This is a genomic window from Actinocrispum sp. NPDC049592, from assembly GCF_040675465.1.
Taxonomy (GTDB): domain Bacteria; phylum Actinomycetota; class Actinomycetes; order Mycobacteriales; family Pseudonocardiaceae; genus Kibdelosporangium.
The window spans coordinates 272,233-287,854 of record NZ_JBFAPA010000004.1; the positions used below are offsets into that span (position 1 = coordinate 272,233).

Annotated in this window: 15 protein-coding genes; 13 read left to right on the forward strand and 2 right to left on the reverse strand. The window is 70.3% G+C overall.

What is annotated here, in order from left to right; all coding sequences use genetic code 11:
* Positions 1-35: 35 nt before the first annotated feature.
* On the reverse strand, positions 36-617 hold the full coding sequence (locus AB0J95_RS13455) for a TetR/AcrR family transcriptional regulator (protein WP_364756740.1): 582 nt from the start codon (positions 615-617) through the stop codon (positions 36-38).
* A gap of 99 nt (positions 618-716) precedes the next feature.
* Here AB0J95_RS13455 and AB0J95_RS13460 point away from each other — a divergent pair, with 99 nt between their 5' ends.
* Positions 717-1,649, forward strand: a complete 933-nt coding sequence (locus AB0J95_RS13460) for an oxidoreductase (protein WP_364756742.1) — start codon at positions 717-719, stop codon at positions 1,647-1,649.
* 382 nt (positions 1,650-2,031) lie between these two features.
* The gene (locus AB0J95_RS13465) at positions 2,032-4,761 is read left to right on the forward strand and encodes an AAA family ATPase (RefSeq protein WP_364756744.1); all 2,730 of its coding nucleotides are present in this window, start codon (positions 2,032-2,034) and stop codon (positions 4,759-4,761) included.
* A 96-nt stretch (positions 4,762-4,857) separates the two neighbouring features.
* Here AB0J95_RS13465 and AB0J95_RS13470 read toward each other — a convergent pair whose 3' ends face one another.
* On the reverse strand, positions 4,858-6,507 hold the full coding sequence (locus AB0J95_RS13470) for a condensation domain-containing protein (RefSeq protein ID WP_364756747.1): 1,650 nt from the start codon (positions 6,505-6,507) through the stop codon (positions 4,858-4,860).
* Positions 6,508-6,623: 116 nt separating this feature from the next.
* Between AB0J95_RS13470 and AB0J95_RS13475 the strand changes: the two genes are divergently transcribed.
* The 11 genes from AB0J95_RS13475 to AB0J95_RS13525 are packed head-to-tail and all read left to right on the forward strand — an operon-like array spanning position 6,624 to position 15,613.
* Positions 6,624-7,184 carry a GNAT family N-acetyltransferase gene (locus AB0J95_RS13475; RefSeq protein ID WP_364756750.1) on the forward strand — a complete coding sequence of 187 codons (561 nt, stop codon included), beginning with the start codon at positions 6,624-6,626 and terminating at the stop codon, positions 7,182-7,184.
* A gap of 50 nt (positions 7,185-7,234) precedes the next feature.
* Positions 7,235-8,191 carry a 3-oxoacyl-[acyl-carrier-protein] synthase III C-terminal domain-containing protein gene (locus AB0J95_RS13480; RefSeq protein ID WP_364756752.1) on the forward strand — a complete coding sequence of 319 codons (957 nt, stop codon included), beginning with the start codon at positions 7,235-7,237 and terminating at the stop codon, positions 8,189-8,191.
* Entirely contained in the window at positions 8,188-9,510 is a 1,323-nt protein-coding gene (locus tag AB0J95_RS13485) for a hypothetical protein (RefSeq protein ID WP_364756755.1), read from the forward strand. Before AB0J95_RS13480 ends, AB0J95_RS13485 begins: the two co-directional genes overlap by 4 nt.
* Positions 9,510-10,769 carry a type III PLP-dependent enzyme gene (locus AB0J95_RS13490; protein ID WP_364756757.1) on the forward strand — a complete coding sequence of 420 codons (1,260 nt, stop codon included), beginning with the start codon at positions 9,510-9,512 and terminating at the stop codon, positions 10,767-10,769. Before AB0J95_RS13485 ends, AB0J95_RS13490 begins: the two co-directional genes overlap by 1 nt.
* 13 nt (positions 10,770-10,782) lie before the next feature.
* On the forward strand, positions 10,783-11,040 hold the full coding sequence (locus tag AB0J95_RS13495) for an acyl carrier protein (protein WP_364756759.1): 258 nt from the start codon (positions 10,783-10,785) through the stop codon (positions 11,038-11,040).
* Positions 11,037-11,843, forward strand: a complete 807-nt coding sequence (locus AB0J95_RS13500) for a hypothetical protein (protein WP_364756761.1) — start codon at positions 11,037-11,039, stop codon at positions 11,841-11,843. The genes AB0J95_RS13495 and AB0J95_RS13500 overlap by 4 nt, the downstream gene beginning before the upstream one ends.
* On the forward strand, positions 11,840-12,370 hold the full coding sequence (locus AB0J95_RS13505; protein WP_364756763.1) for a hypothetical protein: 531 nt from the start codon (positions 11,840-11,842) through the stop codon (positions 12,368-12,370). Before AB0J95_RS13500 ends, AB0J95_RS13505 begins: the two co-directional genes overlap by 4 nt.
* Entirely contained in the window at positions 12,367-13,554 is a 1,188-nt protein-coding gene (locus tag AB0J95_RS13510; protein ID WP_364756766.1) for an acyl-CoA dehydrogenase, read from the forward strand. Before AB0J95_RS13505 ends, AB0J95_RS13510 begins: the two co-directional genes overlap by 4 nt.
* The gene (locus AB0J95_RS13515) at positions 13,538-13,906 is read left to right on the forward strand and encodes a 4'-phosphopantetheinyl transferase superfamily protein (RefSeq protein WP_364756768.1); all 369 of its coding nucleotides are present in this window, start codon (positions 13,538-13,540) and stop codon (positions 13,904-13,906) included. Before AB0J95_RS13510 ends, AB0J95_RS13515 begins: the two co-directional genes overlap by 17 nt.
* Before the next feature lie 5 nt (positions 13,907-13,911).
* A complete protein-coding gene (locus AB0J95_RS13520; protein ID WP_364756770.1) occupies positions 13,912-14,883 on the forward strand; it encodes an ATP-binding cassette domain-containing protein in 972 nt (323 codons plus the stop codon).
* Positions 14,876-15,613: an ABC transporter permease gene (locus AB0J95_RS13525; RefSeq protein ID WP_364756773.1), complete on the forward strand. Its 738-nt coding sequence runs from the start codon at positions 14,876-14,878 to the stop codon at positions 15,611-15,613. The genes AB0J95_RS13520 and AB0J95_RS13525 overlap by 8 nt, the downstream gene beginning before the upstream one ends.
* The last annotated feature ends 9 nt before the right edge of the window (positions 15,614-15,622 follow it).

Below are 15,622 nucleotides of genomic sequence, written 5' to 3' on the forward strand. Positions count from 1 at the left end.
TGACACCGAACTGTCTCGCGACTACGACACCTGGCCTACGACGACCGGGGGAGTCCGGAGAGGACGGTGTCCACAATGGCTTCGGCGAAGCCGCTTTCCAGTGCGGTCTGCCGGATCAGCACGCGGTACCAGACCGCGCCGGCCAGCAGGTCGATCACCATCGCCGGGTCGACGTCCGCGGTCAGCTCACCGCGCTGCCGGGCCCGGTCGAAGATCGGTTTCTCGCTCTCCATCCGCTCCGCGCAGAACATCCGCACCAGGCCGGCCAGGCCGGGCCGCTCCAGCCCGCCGAGCGCGGCCGTGGCGACCTTGCCGCTGGGCACCGCGGTGAGCATCCGGATCACCTGGTGGGTCACCGCGATCAGGTCGCCGCGCAGGCTGCCGGTGTCCTCGGTGTTCTTCTCCAGCACCTCGCGGTCGATCATCGCCGCGGCCAGCAGGGCGTCCTTGGAGGGGTACCAGCGGTAGATGGTGGTCTTGTTGACCTTGGACCGCGCGGCCACGCCTTCGATGGTCAGTCCGTCGTAGCCGTGCTGCATCAGCAGGTCGAGGGTGGCCTGGAAGATCGCGGCCGCCTGGCGCGGGCCGCGGCCCTCGGTGCGGGTGGCGCGAAACACAAGCAAAACACTACGCGACGTTGCGTTGTCCCAGCGCGGCTCGGTACGGTGGAATGCAACGCACCGTTGCGTTGCATTCACCCCTGTGGAGGAACTGCGATGGGCAGCAAGTGGACGGCCGCCGACATCCCCGATCAGACCGGCCGGACCGCCGTGGTCACCGGCGCCAACAGCGGATTGGGCCTGGTCACGGCCCAGGAGCTGGCTCGCGCGGGTGCTCACGTCGTGGTCGCGTGCCGGGACCTGACCAAGGGCTCGGCCGCGGTCTCGACCATCCGCTCGGCAGTCCCCGATGCGTCGCTGTCGCTCGAACGGCTGGATCTTGCCGACCTGTTGTCGGTGCGCGAGTTCGCCGAGGTGATGGCCAAGGAGCACGACGGCCTCGACCTGCTGATCAACAACGCTGGCATCATGGCCGTGCCCAAGGGGACGACGGCCGACGGCTTCGAGTCCCAGTTCGGCACCAACCACCTGGGCCACTTCGCCCTGACCGGCCGGCTGGCCGAAATGCTGTCCGCCCGGCCGGGCAGCCGTGTGGTGACCGTGTCCAGCGGCATGCACCGGATCGGCCGCATCCGGTTCGACGACCTGCAGAGCACCCGCCGCTACCAGAACTGGCTGGCCTACGGTCAGTCGAAACTGGCCAACCTGCTGTTCGCCTTCGAACTCGACCGCCGTGCGCCGTTCGGCAGCTACGCCTCGCACCCCGGTTACGCCAACACCAACCTGCAGAACGCGGTCACGCAGGCCACTGGCAGCAAGCTCGTCGAGCGGGCCGTGTCGCTGTTCACGCGCACCTTCGCCCAGTCCATGGAGATGGGCGCGCTGCCGAGCCTGTACGCGGCCACGTATCCCGGTCTTCCCGGCGGCAGCTTCATCGGCCCGGACAACTTTTTCGAACAGCGCGGCCACCCCACGATCGTGCGCGCCCGCAAACCCGCGTACAACGAGGCCGACGCCCGCCGTCTCTGGGAAGTCTCCGAGGAGCTGACAAACGTCACATTCCCGTTCACCGGGGCGGAAAACAAGTGACCCTCAACGTCCATTGAGGACAATTCTTGGTTCGCCGGGATACGAAGGTCAGATCAACTCCCGGGTTTGGTGAATCTCTTGCGGGAGAGCGGCTTGCCGGCCCGTGAACGCCCGGTTTGCCGCTCTGGTACCGAAAGCGGTCCTATCGAAACGTCGTCGCGATATCACGCTGTTGTGCACCCCGAACTGATTGGTCTATACCTTGTCCGGGGTGCAATCGAAGTGCGCGTCGAGGAGGACCCGTGAACCCGTCCCGTTGCTGTTGCCCGGTCCATGATTCGCCACGCCGAACGGGACTGTTCGGCAAGCTGTTCTCCGGCTGGTTATCCGATTCCGTGATCGTCTAGGCCGGCAGGTGGGGGTGTCCTGCAGACAGGCCTTGGTGGGCAGGCAGACCGAGACCACGGCACTGCACCAGGTGCTGGACCGGCTGGCCACGGGCCGACCACAGGTCGTGGAGATCTACGGGGATCCGGGGATCGGCAAGACCAGGCTGCTAGACGAGCTGGCCGGCCTTGCCACGGACCGCAAGCTGGCCCTCCTGGCCGCCCGGTCGAGCGAGTACCAGCAACACATCCCGTTCGGGGTGGTCACCGAAGCGTTGAGCGGGCTCGGTTCCCGCGACGAACTGGCGACGCCGCAGAGCAGCGACCGGTACCGGGCGTACCGCTCGGTCCGCGAGGTGCTGATCCGGCACGCCCAGCCGCCGGGGCTGGCGTTGCTGTTCGACGATCTGCACTGGGCCGACGAGGCCTCGCACGATCTGCTCGAACAGCTGCTGCTGGACATGCCACCGGTCGCGTTGCTGGTCGCGGTCGCCTACCGGGACCACCACGTCCCGCCCGGGCTGCCGGCCGCGTTCACCCGCACGAGGGCGGACGTGACCCGGCTGGCGCTGGAACCGTTGACCGAGAGCGACATCGCGGAGCTGTCGCCGGACCTACCGGTCCGGCGGCTGCGGCTGGTGCTGCGCGCCAGCGGCGGCAACCCGCTCTACCTGGACGCGCTCGGCCCGGTCGACGACGCGACCCTGGAGGTGCTGGCCGACCAGGACCGTGCCGACCCGCGGGACATCCCGGGCCGGCTGCATGCGTTGCTGGACACCGAGTTGCGCCGGCTGGACCCGGTGCAACGGCTGGTGGCCCAGGCCATCGCGATCGCCGGTGACCCGGCGGAGCTCGATCTGGTGCTGGGCATCGCCGACCGGCCGGAGGCCGAGGTGTTCCCGGCGCTGGATGCCCTGGTCGCGCTCGGCGTGGTGCATCCGGCCGGGTTCCGGTTCCGCTTCCGGCATCCGTTGCTGCGCATGGCCGCCTACCAGTCGGCCGGACCGGCCTGGCGGATCTGCGCGCACCGCCGCGCGGAGCTGCACCTGCGCAGCCGGGGCGGGTCGTTGCCGTTGCGTGCCCACCACCTGAGCCGGGCCGCCCGCTACGGCGACACCGACGTGGCCGGGGTTCTGGTCCAGGCCGCGGTCGAGACGCTGGGCACCGCACCGGCCGACTCCGCGGTGTGGACGCGCACCGCGCTTCGGCTGCTCCCCCCGGACGCCGACACCACGACCCGCACGGATTTGCTTCTGCTGCAAGCAGATGCGTTGGGCCGCAGCGAAGGACTGGCCGAGAGCAGGCGGATCCTGCACGAGGTGATCGAACACGCCGGGCCCCGGCGCTGGGAGGCGGTCCTGCACTGCGCGACCGCCGACCGCCTCCTGGGCCGGCTGGATGAAGCCCGTGCCCTGCTGGAGACCGAACTCGGCGAAGCCGTCCCGGCGGCCGGCCGGGGCGCGCTCACCATCGAGCTGGCCGCGACGAACCTCCTGCTCGACGACCCGCAGCGGTGCATCCGGCACGCCACCGCCGCGGTCGCCGACGGGCTGCGCATCGGCGAGCGATGCCAGGTCGCGTCCGGCCGGGTACTGCTCGGCATGGCGTCGCTGCGTGACGGTGACGTCGTGGCCGCCCGGCACCGGCTGACCGAGGCGGCCCGGCTCGTCGACGGCCTGTCCGACGCGGAACTCCGGGAATGGCTGAGCATCCTGCCGATGCTGGCGTGGCTGGAACTGCATCTGGAGCGCTACCCGGACGCCGACCGGCACCTGGCCCGAGGCTTGGAGATCGCCCACACCTCCGGCCTGGCCCGGGTTCTGCCCTACCTGTACACCGTGCGGTCGGCGCTGGCCGAACGCACCGGCCGCCTCGATGTCGCCTGCTCCGCGCTCGTCGACGCCCGGGACGCCTCCGCGGCGATCGGCAGCACGGAGACCAACGGGATGGCCGGGGCGGTCGAGTTGTGGGTGACGTTGTGGCATCGCGGCCCGCAGGCGGCGCTCGACCTCGCGGACGGCGCCCGGCCTCGGTCCCGTTGGTGGGCCGAGGAAGCCGACGCCGCGCGGGTCACCGCCCTGCTGATCGCGGGCCGTCCCACCGCGGCCGCCACCCAGATCGCCGAGCACCTCCAGATCGGCAAAGGCGGCCTGACCAACGCGCACTGGTATTCCTCCTTAGCGCTGGCAGAGCTCGCGTTGGGCGCCCGGGACGAGGCCGTCAAGCTGTCGGAGGACGCGGTGCGGTTCGCCGACGAGCTGGATGTGCCCTACCAGCGCGGGATTACCCAGATGGCGTACGCCCGGGTGCTCGCCGGCTGCGGGCAGCACGGTCAGGCCTTGGCACAGGCGGAGCTGGCGGTGGACTGGTTCGTCACCGCCGGGGCGCCGCTGCACGCCGCGATGGCCCACGGTGTCGTCGCGGAAAACCTTGCCGCGTCAGGGGATCTGCAACGGGCCCGGGTGGAGTTCGGCCTGGCCAAATCCGGCTACGCGGCCTGCGGCGCCACCTGGCTGCTGACCAAGGTGCGCAACAGCGAAAGCCGCCTCGGCGCGCGCACCCCGCGGCCACGCCGGGCGGGCGAGGCCGGCACCGTCGAGGTGCTGTCGGACCGTGAGCGGGAGATCGCCCAGCTGGTGGCCAACGGCATGACCAACCGTGAGATCGCCGCCCGCCTGTACCTGTCCGCCAAGACCGTGGAGGGACACCTGGCCCGCGTGTTCACCAAGCTCGACGTCAAGTCCCGCGTCGGCGTGGCCCAGCGCCTCGCCGCCGCGGCCACCTAAGGCAGCAGCAGCGGCCGGAAGAACTCGCGGATCTCCGTGACGAGCGCTTCCGGCCGCTCCAGGGCGGCGAAGTGACCGCCCCGGTCGAAAACGACCTCAGTCCCGGCCGGTTCCCGAGTACACCACCGGCCGGTCCATCCAGGCCGTGTGGGAGTCGAGAGCCTCGGGTGCACCGGCGCAGATGACGTACCGGCCAGGAGTGATCGTCGAGTACCGGCCGTAGAGCGCGGCCACGCAGTCGTTGTGCAACTGCTTGGGCGACACCGGTTCCTCGGGCGCGAGGTACGCCACCAGCTCACCGTCCACAAAGAACACCCCGCTGGCCGCCCCAGGCAGGACGTCGGCCAGCAACCGCCGTACCGCCGCCAGCTCGACCCAGCCGTACTCGTGCTGAACCCACCCCTCACCCCGCTCCACCGCAACCACGCCGGTGATCGCGGACACCTCACTGATCGGCACCGGCCCCGCCGCCGACGCGACCACCAGCGCCTCCAAGCCGCGCAGCACACCCTCGATATCGGCCTCCGGCAGGTAACGGGTGTCGCCATACAGCGCGACCTGCAGGTGGCTGCCCGCGCTGAGCACCGTGAACAGGCACGCCACCGGGTAGAACGTCTGCGGCAGCCACACGAAACGGCTGCTGTCCTGTCCCTCGTCGGACAGGACCGTCCGGTCTTCCATGGTCGCGCTCACGTCGTTGACAACGCAGTCACGGTGGAACCGGGTGCCGCGGTTGGTGGCGATCGCGTCCAGGATCGGCCACAGTCCCTTGGCGTCGAACTTCCCGTAGCGGTAGGAGTTCATCGTGGCCAGCCGGACCGCGCGAATGGTGTCGTCCACAGTGGAGTCACCCAGGTCGAACGGGATGAGCGCGTCCTGCGCGACCGTGCCGACATACGCGGCCATATCCGGACGGAACCTGTTGCCGCACATGGACACCACCGCGGCCGCCGAGGTACCGGCGCGGACCGCCAGCAGCGTCGCCGCCATCGCCAGCAGCACCGTCGAGTGGCTGACCCCGGTCCGTTCCACCGTCGCGGGCAGCGCCAGCCCGGCCTTGCGGGACCCGAAGTAGGCCTCCCGCGACCCGGGCTGGCCCTGAGTGGGCATCGCGAACATGCTCTGCGGCAGGCGGCGCAGCTGGGTGTCCCAGTACCGCAACGCCGACGCGGCCCGGCGCCGCGCAGGCGGTTCGGCCTCCTGCGCGGCGACATCCAGCGGCTGCGGCACGGCAGGCCCGGCGATCCGCGCCGCGGGATCGTCCAGCATCGCCGCGAACTGACCGGCGAGCAACTGCATGCTGGTGTAGTCGGCGGCCAGATGGGACAACGCGAGCGCGACCAGATAGGGCACGCCGTCGCGGGTCGCGATCGAGACGCGGAACGGCAGATCGCGCCCGAAGTTGAACCGGGTGGCCATGATCCGCTCCCGCAGCACGGACTCCGCGTCCTCCTCAGCGAGTTCCCGCACGTCGGCCACCAACGTGCCCGACCCGATCACGTGCTGTGTCGCGGGCGGCCCCGGCTGGATCGTCGTACGCAGACTCTCGTGCCGCGCCAGCAGAACAGCGACCGAGGCACGGATGTCCGCCAGGCCGCGGCCCGGCGGCACCGGGACGAACCGGCACAGGATGTCCGACCGCTCCTGCTCCTGCTCGCCGATCCACTCCAGCACGTTCCCCTGACCCAGCGTGACCGGGCCACTGCCCGCCCGGTGACCCGCGAAGTCCACCTCGAGATGTTTCATGGCCGCACGCTAGCCAGCCGGGGTAGCGCGAGCATGGGGTGAAACCCTTGCTCGGTCACCGGTTTTCCAGCCGTGGTGTGGACCGGCCGCGCGGCCCGCGGACACCATCGAGCACCGTGAGCACACCTCTGACGCTGCACCGCCACGCCGCCGCCGACGCCCGCGCCCTGCTCGACGAGGCCGTCGCCGTGCACCAGGAGATCTACGCCGGCCAGGGCGTCCCGTACTTCTCGGCCGACCGGTTCCGCGACCGGCTCGCGGTGGCGTTGCGCCAGCCCGAGTTCGAGCTGGTGGCCGCCTGCGACCAGGACCGGATCACTGGCTACCTCTACGGGTTCGCGCTGCCCCGCTGGACCCGGTGGTGGACGCCGTTCGCGGGCGTGCTGCCCGCCGAGCTGACCAGGGAGACCGGCGACCGCACGGTGTTCATCCAGGAGATCATGGTCCGCGCGCCCTGGCGGGGCCGGGGCATCGCCCGCCGCCTGCACGACGAGTTCCTCGCCGCCCGCGCCGAACAGCGCGGCCTGATCTGCGTCGAGCCGGGCAACGAACCCGCCCGCTCGGCCTACCTGCGCTGGGGCTGGCGGCCGCTGGGCAGCACCACGTTCGACCCGGCCGGGCCGGTGTTCGACTGCCTGGTCAAGACCCTTGCCCCCGGTGAACAGGGGTGCCCATAGGGGTTTGCCCGCATGCTCGCCGGGGCCGGGGATCCCTAGCGTCGACCGGCATGCGAGCCACAACCCTGGAGCGGGTCGAGGCGTTCCTGCCGGACCGATCCGTGCCGATCGAGCACCTCGGCGACTCGCTGGGACTGCACAAGTACGTGGTACGGATGTTCCGCAACATCCATGGGTTCGACCGGGTGCACGACGACCCGGCGCTCGACCTGTTCGGTCTCGTGGCCGCCGCGGGTGAACGAGTCGTGCGCGAGCTGCCGGACCCGGGGGTGATCCGGTACCTGCTGTTCGCGCACACCGTCCTGGACGTCACCCCCTCGCACATCGACGCCGCCGACGTGCTGCGCCAGGCACTGGGCCTGGCCGCCGACGTCGAGGCGTTCGGCGTCAGCCACCAGCACTGCGCGAGCGGCCTGGCCGCCATCGACATCGCCGGTGAACTGCTGCGCGCCGACGGCGACCCGGCCGCCCGCGCCCTCGTGCTGACCGGCGAAAAGCCCGTCACCGCGCGGTTCCGGGTGGTCAACAACACCACCATCCTCGGCGAGGCCTCGACGGCGTGCCTGGTCAGCGCGGGCGGTGACGGCGACATCATGCGCTCGTACGCCACCAAGACCCAGGTGCTGTTCTCCGACGGCGTGTACCTGGCCGACGACCGGGTGCAGGAGTTCCACGACAACTACACCCCGTTCCTGATCGAGACGGTCGAGCGCGCGGTCGAACGCGCCGGGGTGACGCTGGACGACATCACCCTCCTGGTGCCGCACAACGTGAGCCGGCTGCTGTGGCTGCGCACTCTCGAGGAGCTGAAGTTCGACCGCTCCCGGGTCTACTTCGACAACATCCCCCGCTACAGCCACTGCTGCTGCGCGGACCCGTTCCTGAACTACACCACGCTGCGCCGCGAGGGCCGGCTGGTCCACGGCGGCCTGTACCTGCTGACCTCGGTCGGCATGGGCGCCACCTACTCGGCGATGGTGGTCGAGCACACCGGAGAGGGCTCATGACCGGATATCTGCGCGCGATCAAGTCCGCCCTGACGGGTTCGCCGGACACGCCTCTGGTGCTGCTGTGCAACTTCGAGGCCGAGGCGCAGTGGGCACGGCGGCACGTCGGGCTGCCCGGTGTCGGGTTCTCCGCGTCCACCGACATGGTGCACCGGATGGAGGAACTCGGTGTGCTGCTGGCCGGTCCCGGCGACACTCTGGTGCTGTCGCACGATCTCGACCCCGGTTTCCGGTCCTACATCGCGGAACTGGGCTTCGAACCGCCCGAGATCGTGGTTCCGTCGGATGTCCGACCAGGACGGTCCACAACGGACAATGCTATCGCCTCACCCGGCACCGTCGACCGGTTGACCCGCACTGGCGGCACGCTGCTGCCGATGGGCACCTCGGAGGCCGAACAGAAACTCGCCGCCGAGACCGGCCTGCCGCTGGCAGTGCCCAGCGCTGAGGTGTTCGAACGGGTCAACAGCAAGATCTACAGCCGCCGTCTGGTCGAGGCGGCCGGGCTGCGTCCAGTTCCGGGGTACTGCTGTGAGACCGCTGATGAGTTCCTCGCCGTGCTCGACACCTACAGCGACGGCACTACTCTCGTGGTGAAAGACGCCTACGGGGTGTCCGGCAAGGGCCTCCTGGTGCTCGACAGCCGCGCCAAAGTGGACGGTCTGGCCAAGCTGGTCCGCCGCCGTGCCACCAGAACCGGCGACGGCCGTCTGCATGTGGTCGTCGAGCACTGGCTGCCCAAGCGGTTCGACCTCAACTACCAGCTCACGGTCGCCCGCGACGGCACGATCACCTACGACTTCGTCAAACAGGCGCTCACCGAAGGCGGTGTCCACAAGGGACACTTGTCGCCGGTCGACCTGCCCGCCCGTCAGCACGAGGAACTGCGCCAAGCGGTGGACGCCGTCGGCACGCGGCTGTTCGCCGACGGGTTCCACGGCGTCGCCGGGGTGGACGCGATCCTGGGCGAGGATGGCGTGCTCTACCCGGTCCTGGAGATCAACGCCCGGCTGAACATGTCGACCTACCAAGGCGGCGTCACCGAACGCCTGGTCCCGCCCGGGCACGTCTGCCTGGCCCGGCACTACCCGCTGCGGCTGGCCGCGCCGATCACGTTCGCCGATGTGCGCCGGGTCCTCGGCCCGCTCCTGGCCGACCGGAGCGTGATCGTCACCTGCTTCGGCACGGTCAACGCGAACGCCTCGGGCGAACCGCCGTTCGACGGGCGGCTCTACACCATGCTCGTCGCCCCCGACCGCACCCGCCTGGCCGGACTGGACTCCGCCGCCACTGCCGCGCTGAAGACCTTGGAGGACTGATGACCAGTGAGTTCACCGTGCAGGGCCGGCCGATCAGCGAACTGGCCGACGAGTTCGGCACGCCGATGTACCTCTACGACGGCGATGTGCTGCGGGACGTGTACGGCTCGCTGCGTGCCCGGCTGACCCCGGAGCTGGACATCTTCTACTCCGCCAAGGCCAACCCGAACGTCAGCGTGTGCGCCGTGCTGCGGTCGCTGGGCGCCGGGCTGGAGGTGTCCTCGATGGCCGAGCTGATCACCGCCCGCCGCGCGGGCGCCGCCGTGCAGGACATCATCTTCCTCGGGCCGGGCAAGTCCGTGGCCGAACTGCGGGCCTGCGCCGAAGCCGGTGTGCACGCGATCGTGTGCGAGTCGCTGGAGGAACTGGAACTCGTCAACGGCCTCGGGTTACCCCGGCCCGTCGATGTGATGCTGCGGGTCAACCCGTCGTTCACCGCCAAGGGCGCCCGGCTGTCGATGGGCGGCAAACCCCGCCAGTTCGGCATCGACCAGGAGGTCCTGCTCCGCTCGCGGTCGTTCCTCCGGTCGTTGCCCGGCGTGCGGGTGATCGGTGTGCACGGCTACATGGGCACCCGGATCCTGGACGCGGCCGCCATCGTCGACAACACCCGCGGGATTCTCAATGCGGCCGAGGAACTCTCCGCCGAGCTCGGCTTTGAGCTGTCCACAGTAGACGTCGGTGGCGGGATCGGCGTGCCCTACTTCGACAACGAGAAGGACATCGACCTCGACCAGCTCGCCGTCGGGGTCAACGCCGCCGTCACGGACTTCCTGGCCCGCAACCCCGGCCGCCGGGTGATCACCGAACTGGGCCGCTACCTGGTCGGCTGGTGCGGCACGTACGTCGTACGAGCCCGGTACGTCAAGGAGTCCATGGGGGAGTGGTTCGTCGTCGCCGACGGCGGCACCAACCACCACATGGCCGCGGTCGGCATCGGCAGCTTCGTCAAACGCAACTTCCCGGTGCGCTCGCTGACCCGGTACACCGACCCCGAGCTGCGGCCCTACAACGTGACCGGTCCACTGTGCACACCCAACGACGTTGTGGCCAAACAGGTCGCGCTGCCCGAGGTCCGCCCGGGCGACCTGCTCGGGGTGGAGCGCTCCGGCGCCTACGGCCCGTCCGCCTCACCCGGCCTGTTCCTCAGCCACGGCTACCCGGCCGAGGTCCTGGTCCTCGACGGCACCGCGCACCTCGTGCGCCTGCGCGACACCGTCGACGACCTGCTCAACAAGCAACTGCTGATCGCACTCTAAGGAGACTCCGAACATGGACCGCGCGAGCATTCTCAAGACCGTCACCAACGCGCTGACCGAGGTCATGCAACGCGACTACTCCGATGCGACCGAGGAGACCCGCCTGTTCGAGGACCTGCACCTGGACTCCACCTCGGTGCTCACCCTGCTGATGGCGCTGGAGGACCACACCGGCATCGAGGTCGACCCGGAGTCCTTGCAGATGGACAACTTCCGCACGCTGGGCACCCTGGCCGACTACCTGCAGGCCAATCTCGACGTCGCCGTATGAGCCTGTCGCTCACCGCGGCGGCCGCCTACGTGGCCGACTACCGCAACCCCTACGAACGTGACGAGTGGCTGGTCGCCTACCAGACCGACCTGCTCGCCCCGTTCGGGGTGGCCTTCGAGGAGCAGCGGCTCGAACGCGGCCCCGGCATCCTGTTCCAGGAACTGGCCGAGCACGCGCTCGACCGGCTGCCCGAGCCGCCCGCGCCGGACCTGATCGTGGTGGCCTACGGGATGAACGACCTGTACCCGTTCCGGTGCATCGGCGGGCATGTGGACCGGTTGCTGGGCGGTGGCTCGGAGAACTTCGCGGTGTCCGAACAGGGCCTGCGCGCCCCGTTCACCGCGTTGCGCATCGCCGACGCCTACGCCCGGTCCGGCCGCTGCCGGCAAGGCGCGGTTGTCGTGGTCGAGCAGAGCACGATCGGCAACGACGATCCGATCGCCCGCGACGGGCTGGCCGACTCGGCCGCGATCCTCGTGCTCGGCTCCGGTGGTCCGTGGCGGCTGGGGACGATCCCGCCCGCGTCTCCGCACTTGACCGCGTTGATCACCCAGGCAGCGGGCGGACAGCCCGCCTTGGTGGTGGCCGGACCTTGGACCGACCCCACGGCGGTCGCTGCTGCGGGCCTGCCGGTTCATCAGGTCTCCCGCGGCTCGTACTGCACCAGCGTCTGGCTGGATCTGGCCCGGCACCACGAAACCTGGGCGCACACCGAGAACGCGCTCGTGCTGTGCGACACCGACCCCCGCACCGGGCGAAGCCACGCGGCGTTGCTGCGCCGCCACACCGAGGAGAGCGCATGAGTGCCTATGCGGCGCAACTAGACCTACTGCACCGGCAGGCGGGTGGCACCACGCCGGTCGCGTCGGCGTCCGGCGTGGTGCTCGGCTCGCTCAACGTCGTTCCCGATAGCCCCGACCATCCGCTGGCGCGGTTCGGCCTGGGCGTCGGACATGCCGTGCCCTCCACGCCGGATGCCCGCGAGGAGTTCGCCACCGGGCTGCTCGGCCTGCACCGAAGCCTGCTGCGGCAAGGAATCGCGCACGCGATGCGGCACCTGGCCAACCGGTCCTCGACCGGCGCCCCGCTGCTGGACCGGCAACTCGTCCAGGCCGCGCTGGCCGATGTCGCCCTGGAGATCCGCGAGACCGCGGCGCTGCCGGTCGCCGATCCCGCTGCCCGCTGGCGGGCCCACCAAGCGCTCGTGGCTGCGGGACGGCTGCTGCTGAGCCTGCTCGGCGCGAGCAGCTTCCTCGTCTCCGGCCCCGGCGGCGACCTGCACCTCGCCGAGGTCACCGGCAACGTCTACCTGCGTGAGGAGGCGGCATGACCGCGCTGTCGGAGGACCTGCTGGACGACTCGCTGCTCCGGCTGCGCGAGCGCTGCCGGGAGGTCGCCCCGTCCCTGCGCGACCTGGGCATGGCGCTGGACCGTGACCCGGACGCGATCACCGAGTACCTGCACCTGCCCGCGTTCGACCTGCTCGACCAGATCTTCACCCCGCCGGAGTACCAGAAACGCACGGATGTCGAGTCGTTCGACCCGAGCTGCACCGCCCTTGTCGTGATCCTGGAGGCCATCTCCCACGGTGACCCGAACGCCGTACTGGCCGCGCCCGGCGCCGGGCTGTCCCGGGACGTCGTGCGGGAACTGGGCGACGATGCCCAGCGCGACGAGTACTTCGGCCGGGTCGTCGACGGTCCCACGTGGACGTTCTTCGGGCTGACCGAACCGGGCAAGGGCTCGGCCGCGTTGGAGCTGGAGACCACGCTCACTCCCGCTCCGGACGGCGACGGGTTCCTGCTCAACGGCGAGAAGCGCTACATCGGCAACGGCGCCCGGGCCCAGATCGGTGTCGTGTTCTGCCGTCGCGCGCCGGGTCCGTGGGGGATCGAGGTGGTCGTGATCGACCCGTCCGATCCCGGGTTCGAGGGCTCGCTGTTGCCGATGGTCGGCCTGCGGGGTGCCCGGATCAGCCGTCTGGTGTTCAACAACGTGCGCATCCCCGCGGACAAGGTGCTCGGCCGTCATCGCCCGCCCAGCCGCCGCGGTGTTTACGGGGCTTTGCATGCGTTGCTGCGGTTCCGGCCCGGGCTGGCGGCGATGACTCTCGGCCAGACCCAGGCCGTCTGCGACTACCTTCGTGCACATCGACCGGTGCTCCCGGCCTGGGACCGGTCCAGAGTGGACGGACTCGAGGACCGGGTGTCCGCTGTGCGGCAGGCGGTCCACGAGGTCGCCGCCGACATCGACCACGGGGTGGTCAACCAGCACCGGGTCGGCGCGGTCAAGATGCGCGCGGCCCAGCTCGGCGAACGGGCCACCCTGCTGGCCGCCGAACTGCTCGGCCCGGCCTCGCTGATCGAGCACCCGTGGCTGGAGAAGGCCTACCGGGACCTGCGCGCGTTCGAGTTCATGGAGGGCACGAGCAACTTGCACCGGCTGTCGGTGTTCCAGGGTCTGCTGAAGAACGACTTCCTCCCGGGAGGCGAGCCGGATGCGGCTTGGGATTGACCTGGCCACCCGCGACGAGCTGACGCGGCTGCTGGCCCGCGACTGGTTCCGGCGGTTCGCCTTCGCCCGTGCCGAGCTGGACCACGCCGCCACCCTGGCGGCCGGCCGGGCGGCCGAATTCCTGGCCGGCCGGTTCGCCGTGAAGGAGGCCGTGCTCAAGGTCCTGGGCACCGGCCTGTTCCAGGGCGTGGTGCCCAGCCACATCGTGGTCACCCGGTCCGGATCCGGCGAGCCGTCGATCGCGCTGACCGCGTCGGCCGCCGAAGCGGCCCAAGCGGTCGGCGTCAGTCACGTGACAGTGTCGATCACCCACAAACGCGACCTGGTCGCCGCCGTGGCGATGGGATGGTGACCCGGATGGTCATCGAGGCACGCGGCCTGCGGCGGGTGTTCGGCGCGGTGGAGGCGGTGCGCGGAGTCGACCTGCGGGTGGCCGCCGGTGAGATCGTCGGCCTGCTCGGGCCCAACGGCGCGGGCAAGACCACCACACTGCGGATGCTGACCACCTTGCTGCGCCCCACATCCGGCACCGCCACCATCGTCGGCGCGGACCTGGTGTCCGAGCCTGCCTTGGTGCGTAAGCGGATCGGCTACGTCGCCCAGAGCAGCGGCACCGACCCACGCTGCCGTGTGCTCGACGAACTGGTGCTGCAGGCGTCTCTGTACCGGGTGTCGCGTCCGCGGGAACGGGCGTTGTCGCTGTGCGAACTGCTGGGGCTCTCGTCGTTGGCGCGTCGACCGGTCGGCCTGCTGTCCGGTGGGCAACGCCGCCGCCTGGACATCGCGCTGGGACTCGTTCACTCGCCGGGTCTGCTGTTCCTCGACGAACCCAGCCTCGGCCTGGACCCACCCAGCCGCGACGAACTGTGGGCCTACGTCCGGTCCCTGCGCGACCAGCACGCCACCACCGTCCTGTTGACCACGCACTACCTCGACGAGGCCGACGCGCTGTGCGACCGGTTGCTCGTCATGGACCACGGCGAGGTCGTCGCGGCGGGGGAGTCGGACGTCCTCAAGAGCGGCTTGTCCGGCGACGTGATCACCATCCAGGTAACTGGCGCGGATGCCGCCATCCTCACCGCACTTCGCGACCACGAGGCCGTCCGCTCGGTCGCCCACGACGACGCCGAACTGCGGCTGACCGTCCACAATGGCGACCGGGTCCTCGCCGACATCGTGCGCCTGCTGGACGCGGCCGGGCTCGCACCCACCTCCGTGGACCTGCGCCGCCCCACCCTCGACGACGTCTTCCGCGCCGTCACCGGCCACCCACTCGTGGATGCCGGGCCGGAGCGGGCCACCCTCGGCAGGGAGCACACCCATGCATGACATCCGGCTGATCTTCCGCCACCAACTGGCGATGTCGCTGCGAAGTCCACTGTGGATGGTCGTCGGCCTGCTTCAGCCGTTGGTGTACCTGGCGTTCTTCGGACCCCTGCTGGCGGGTCTGCCGCTGGGCGCGAACTCCTGGCAGGTCTACATCCCCGGGCTGCTCGTCCAACTCGCCCTGTTCGGCGCGGCCTTCGTGGGTTTTACCGTGATCGCCGACGTCCGCTCCGGCGTCATCGAGCGTCTGCGCGTCACACCCGTCAGCCGCGCGGCGCTGCTGCTCGGTCGGGTGCTGCGGGATGTTCTCTTGCTGGTCAGTCAGGCCGTGCTCCTGCTGGCCGTTGCCCTGATCTTCGGCCTCAGGGCGCCACTTCCGGGTGTTCTGCTGGGTCTGGCCCTGGTCGCGCTGCTCGCCGCCAGCCTCGCGGCGCTCTCCTACGCCCTGGCCATGGCCACCCGCAACGAGGAATCCCTGGCGCCGCTCCTCAACAGCGTCACGGTGCCGCTCCTGCTGTTGTCGGGCATTCTCCTCCCGATGTCCCTCGCCCCTGCCTGGCTGGACATCGTGTCCCGACTGACCCCACTGCGTTACGTTGTGGACGGCATCCGCGCGGCCTTCCTCGGCGAGTACACCAACACCGCTATCCCCATCGCGTTCGCCGTCGCCGTCGGTCTGGCCGCCCTCACCATCGCCTGGGGAACCCGGCTGTTCCGGCGCGAAGCCGCCTAGCGCGTGGTT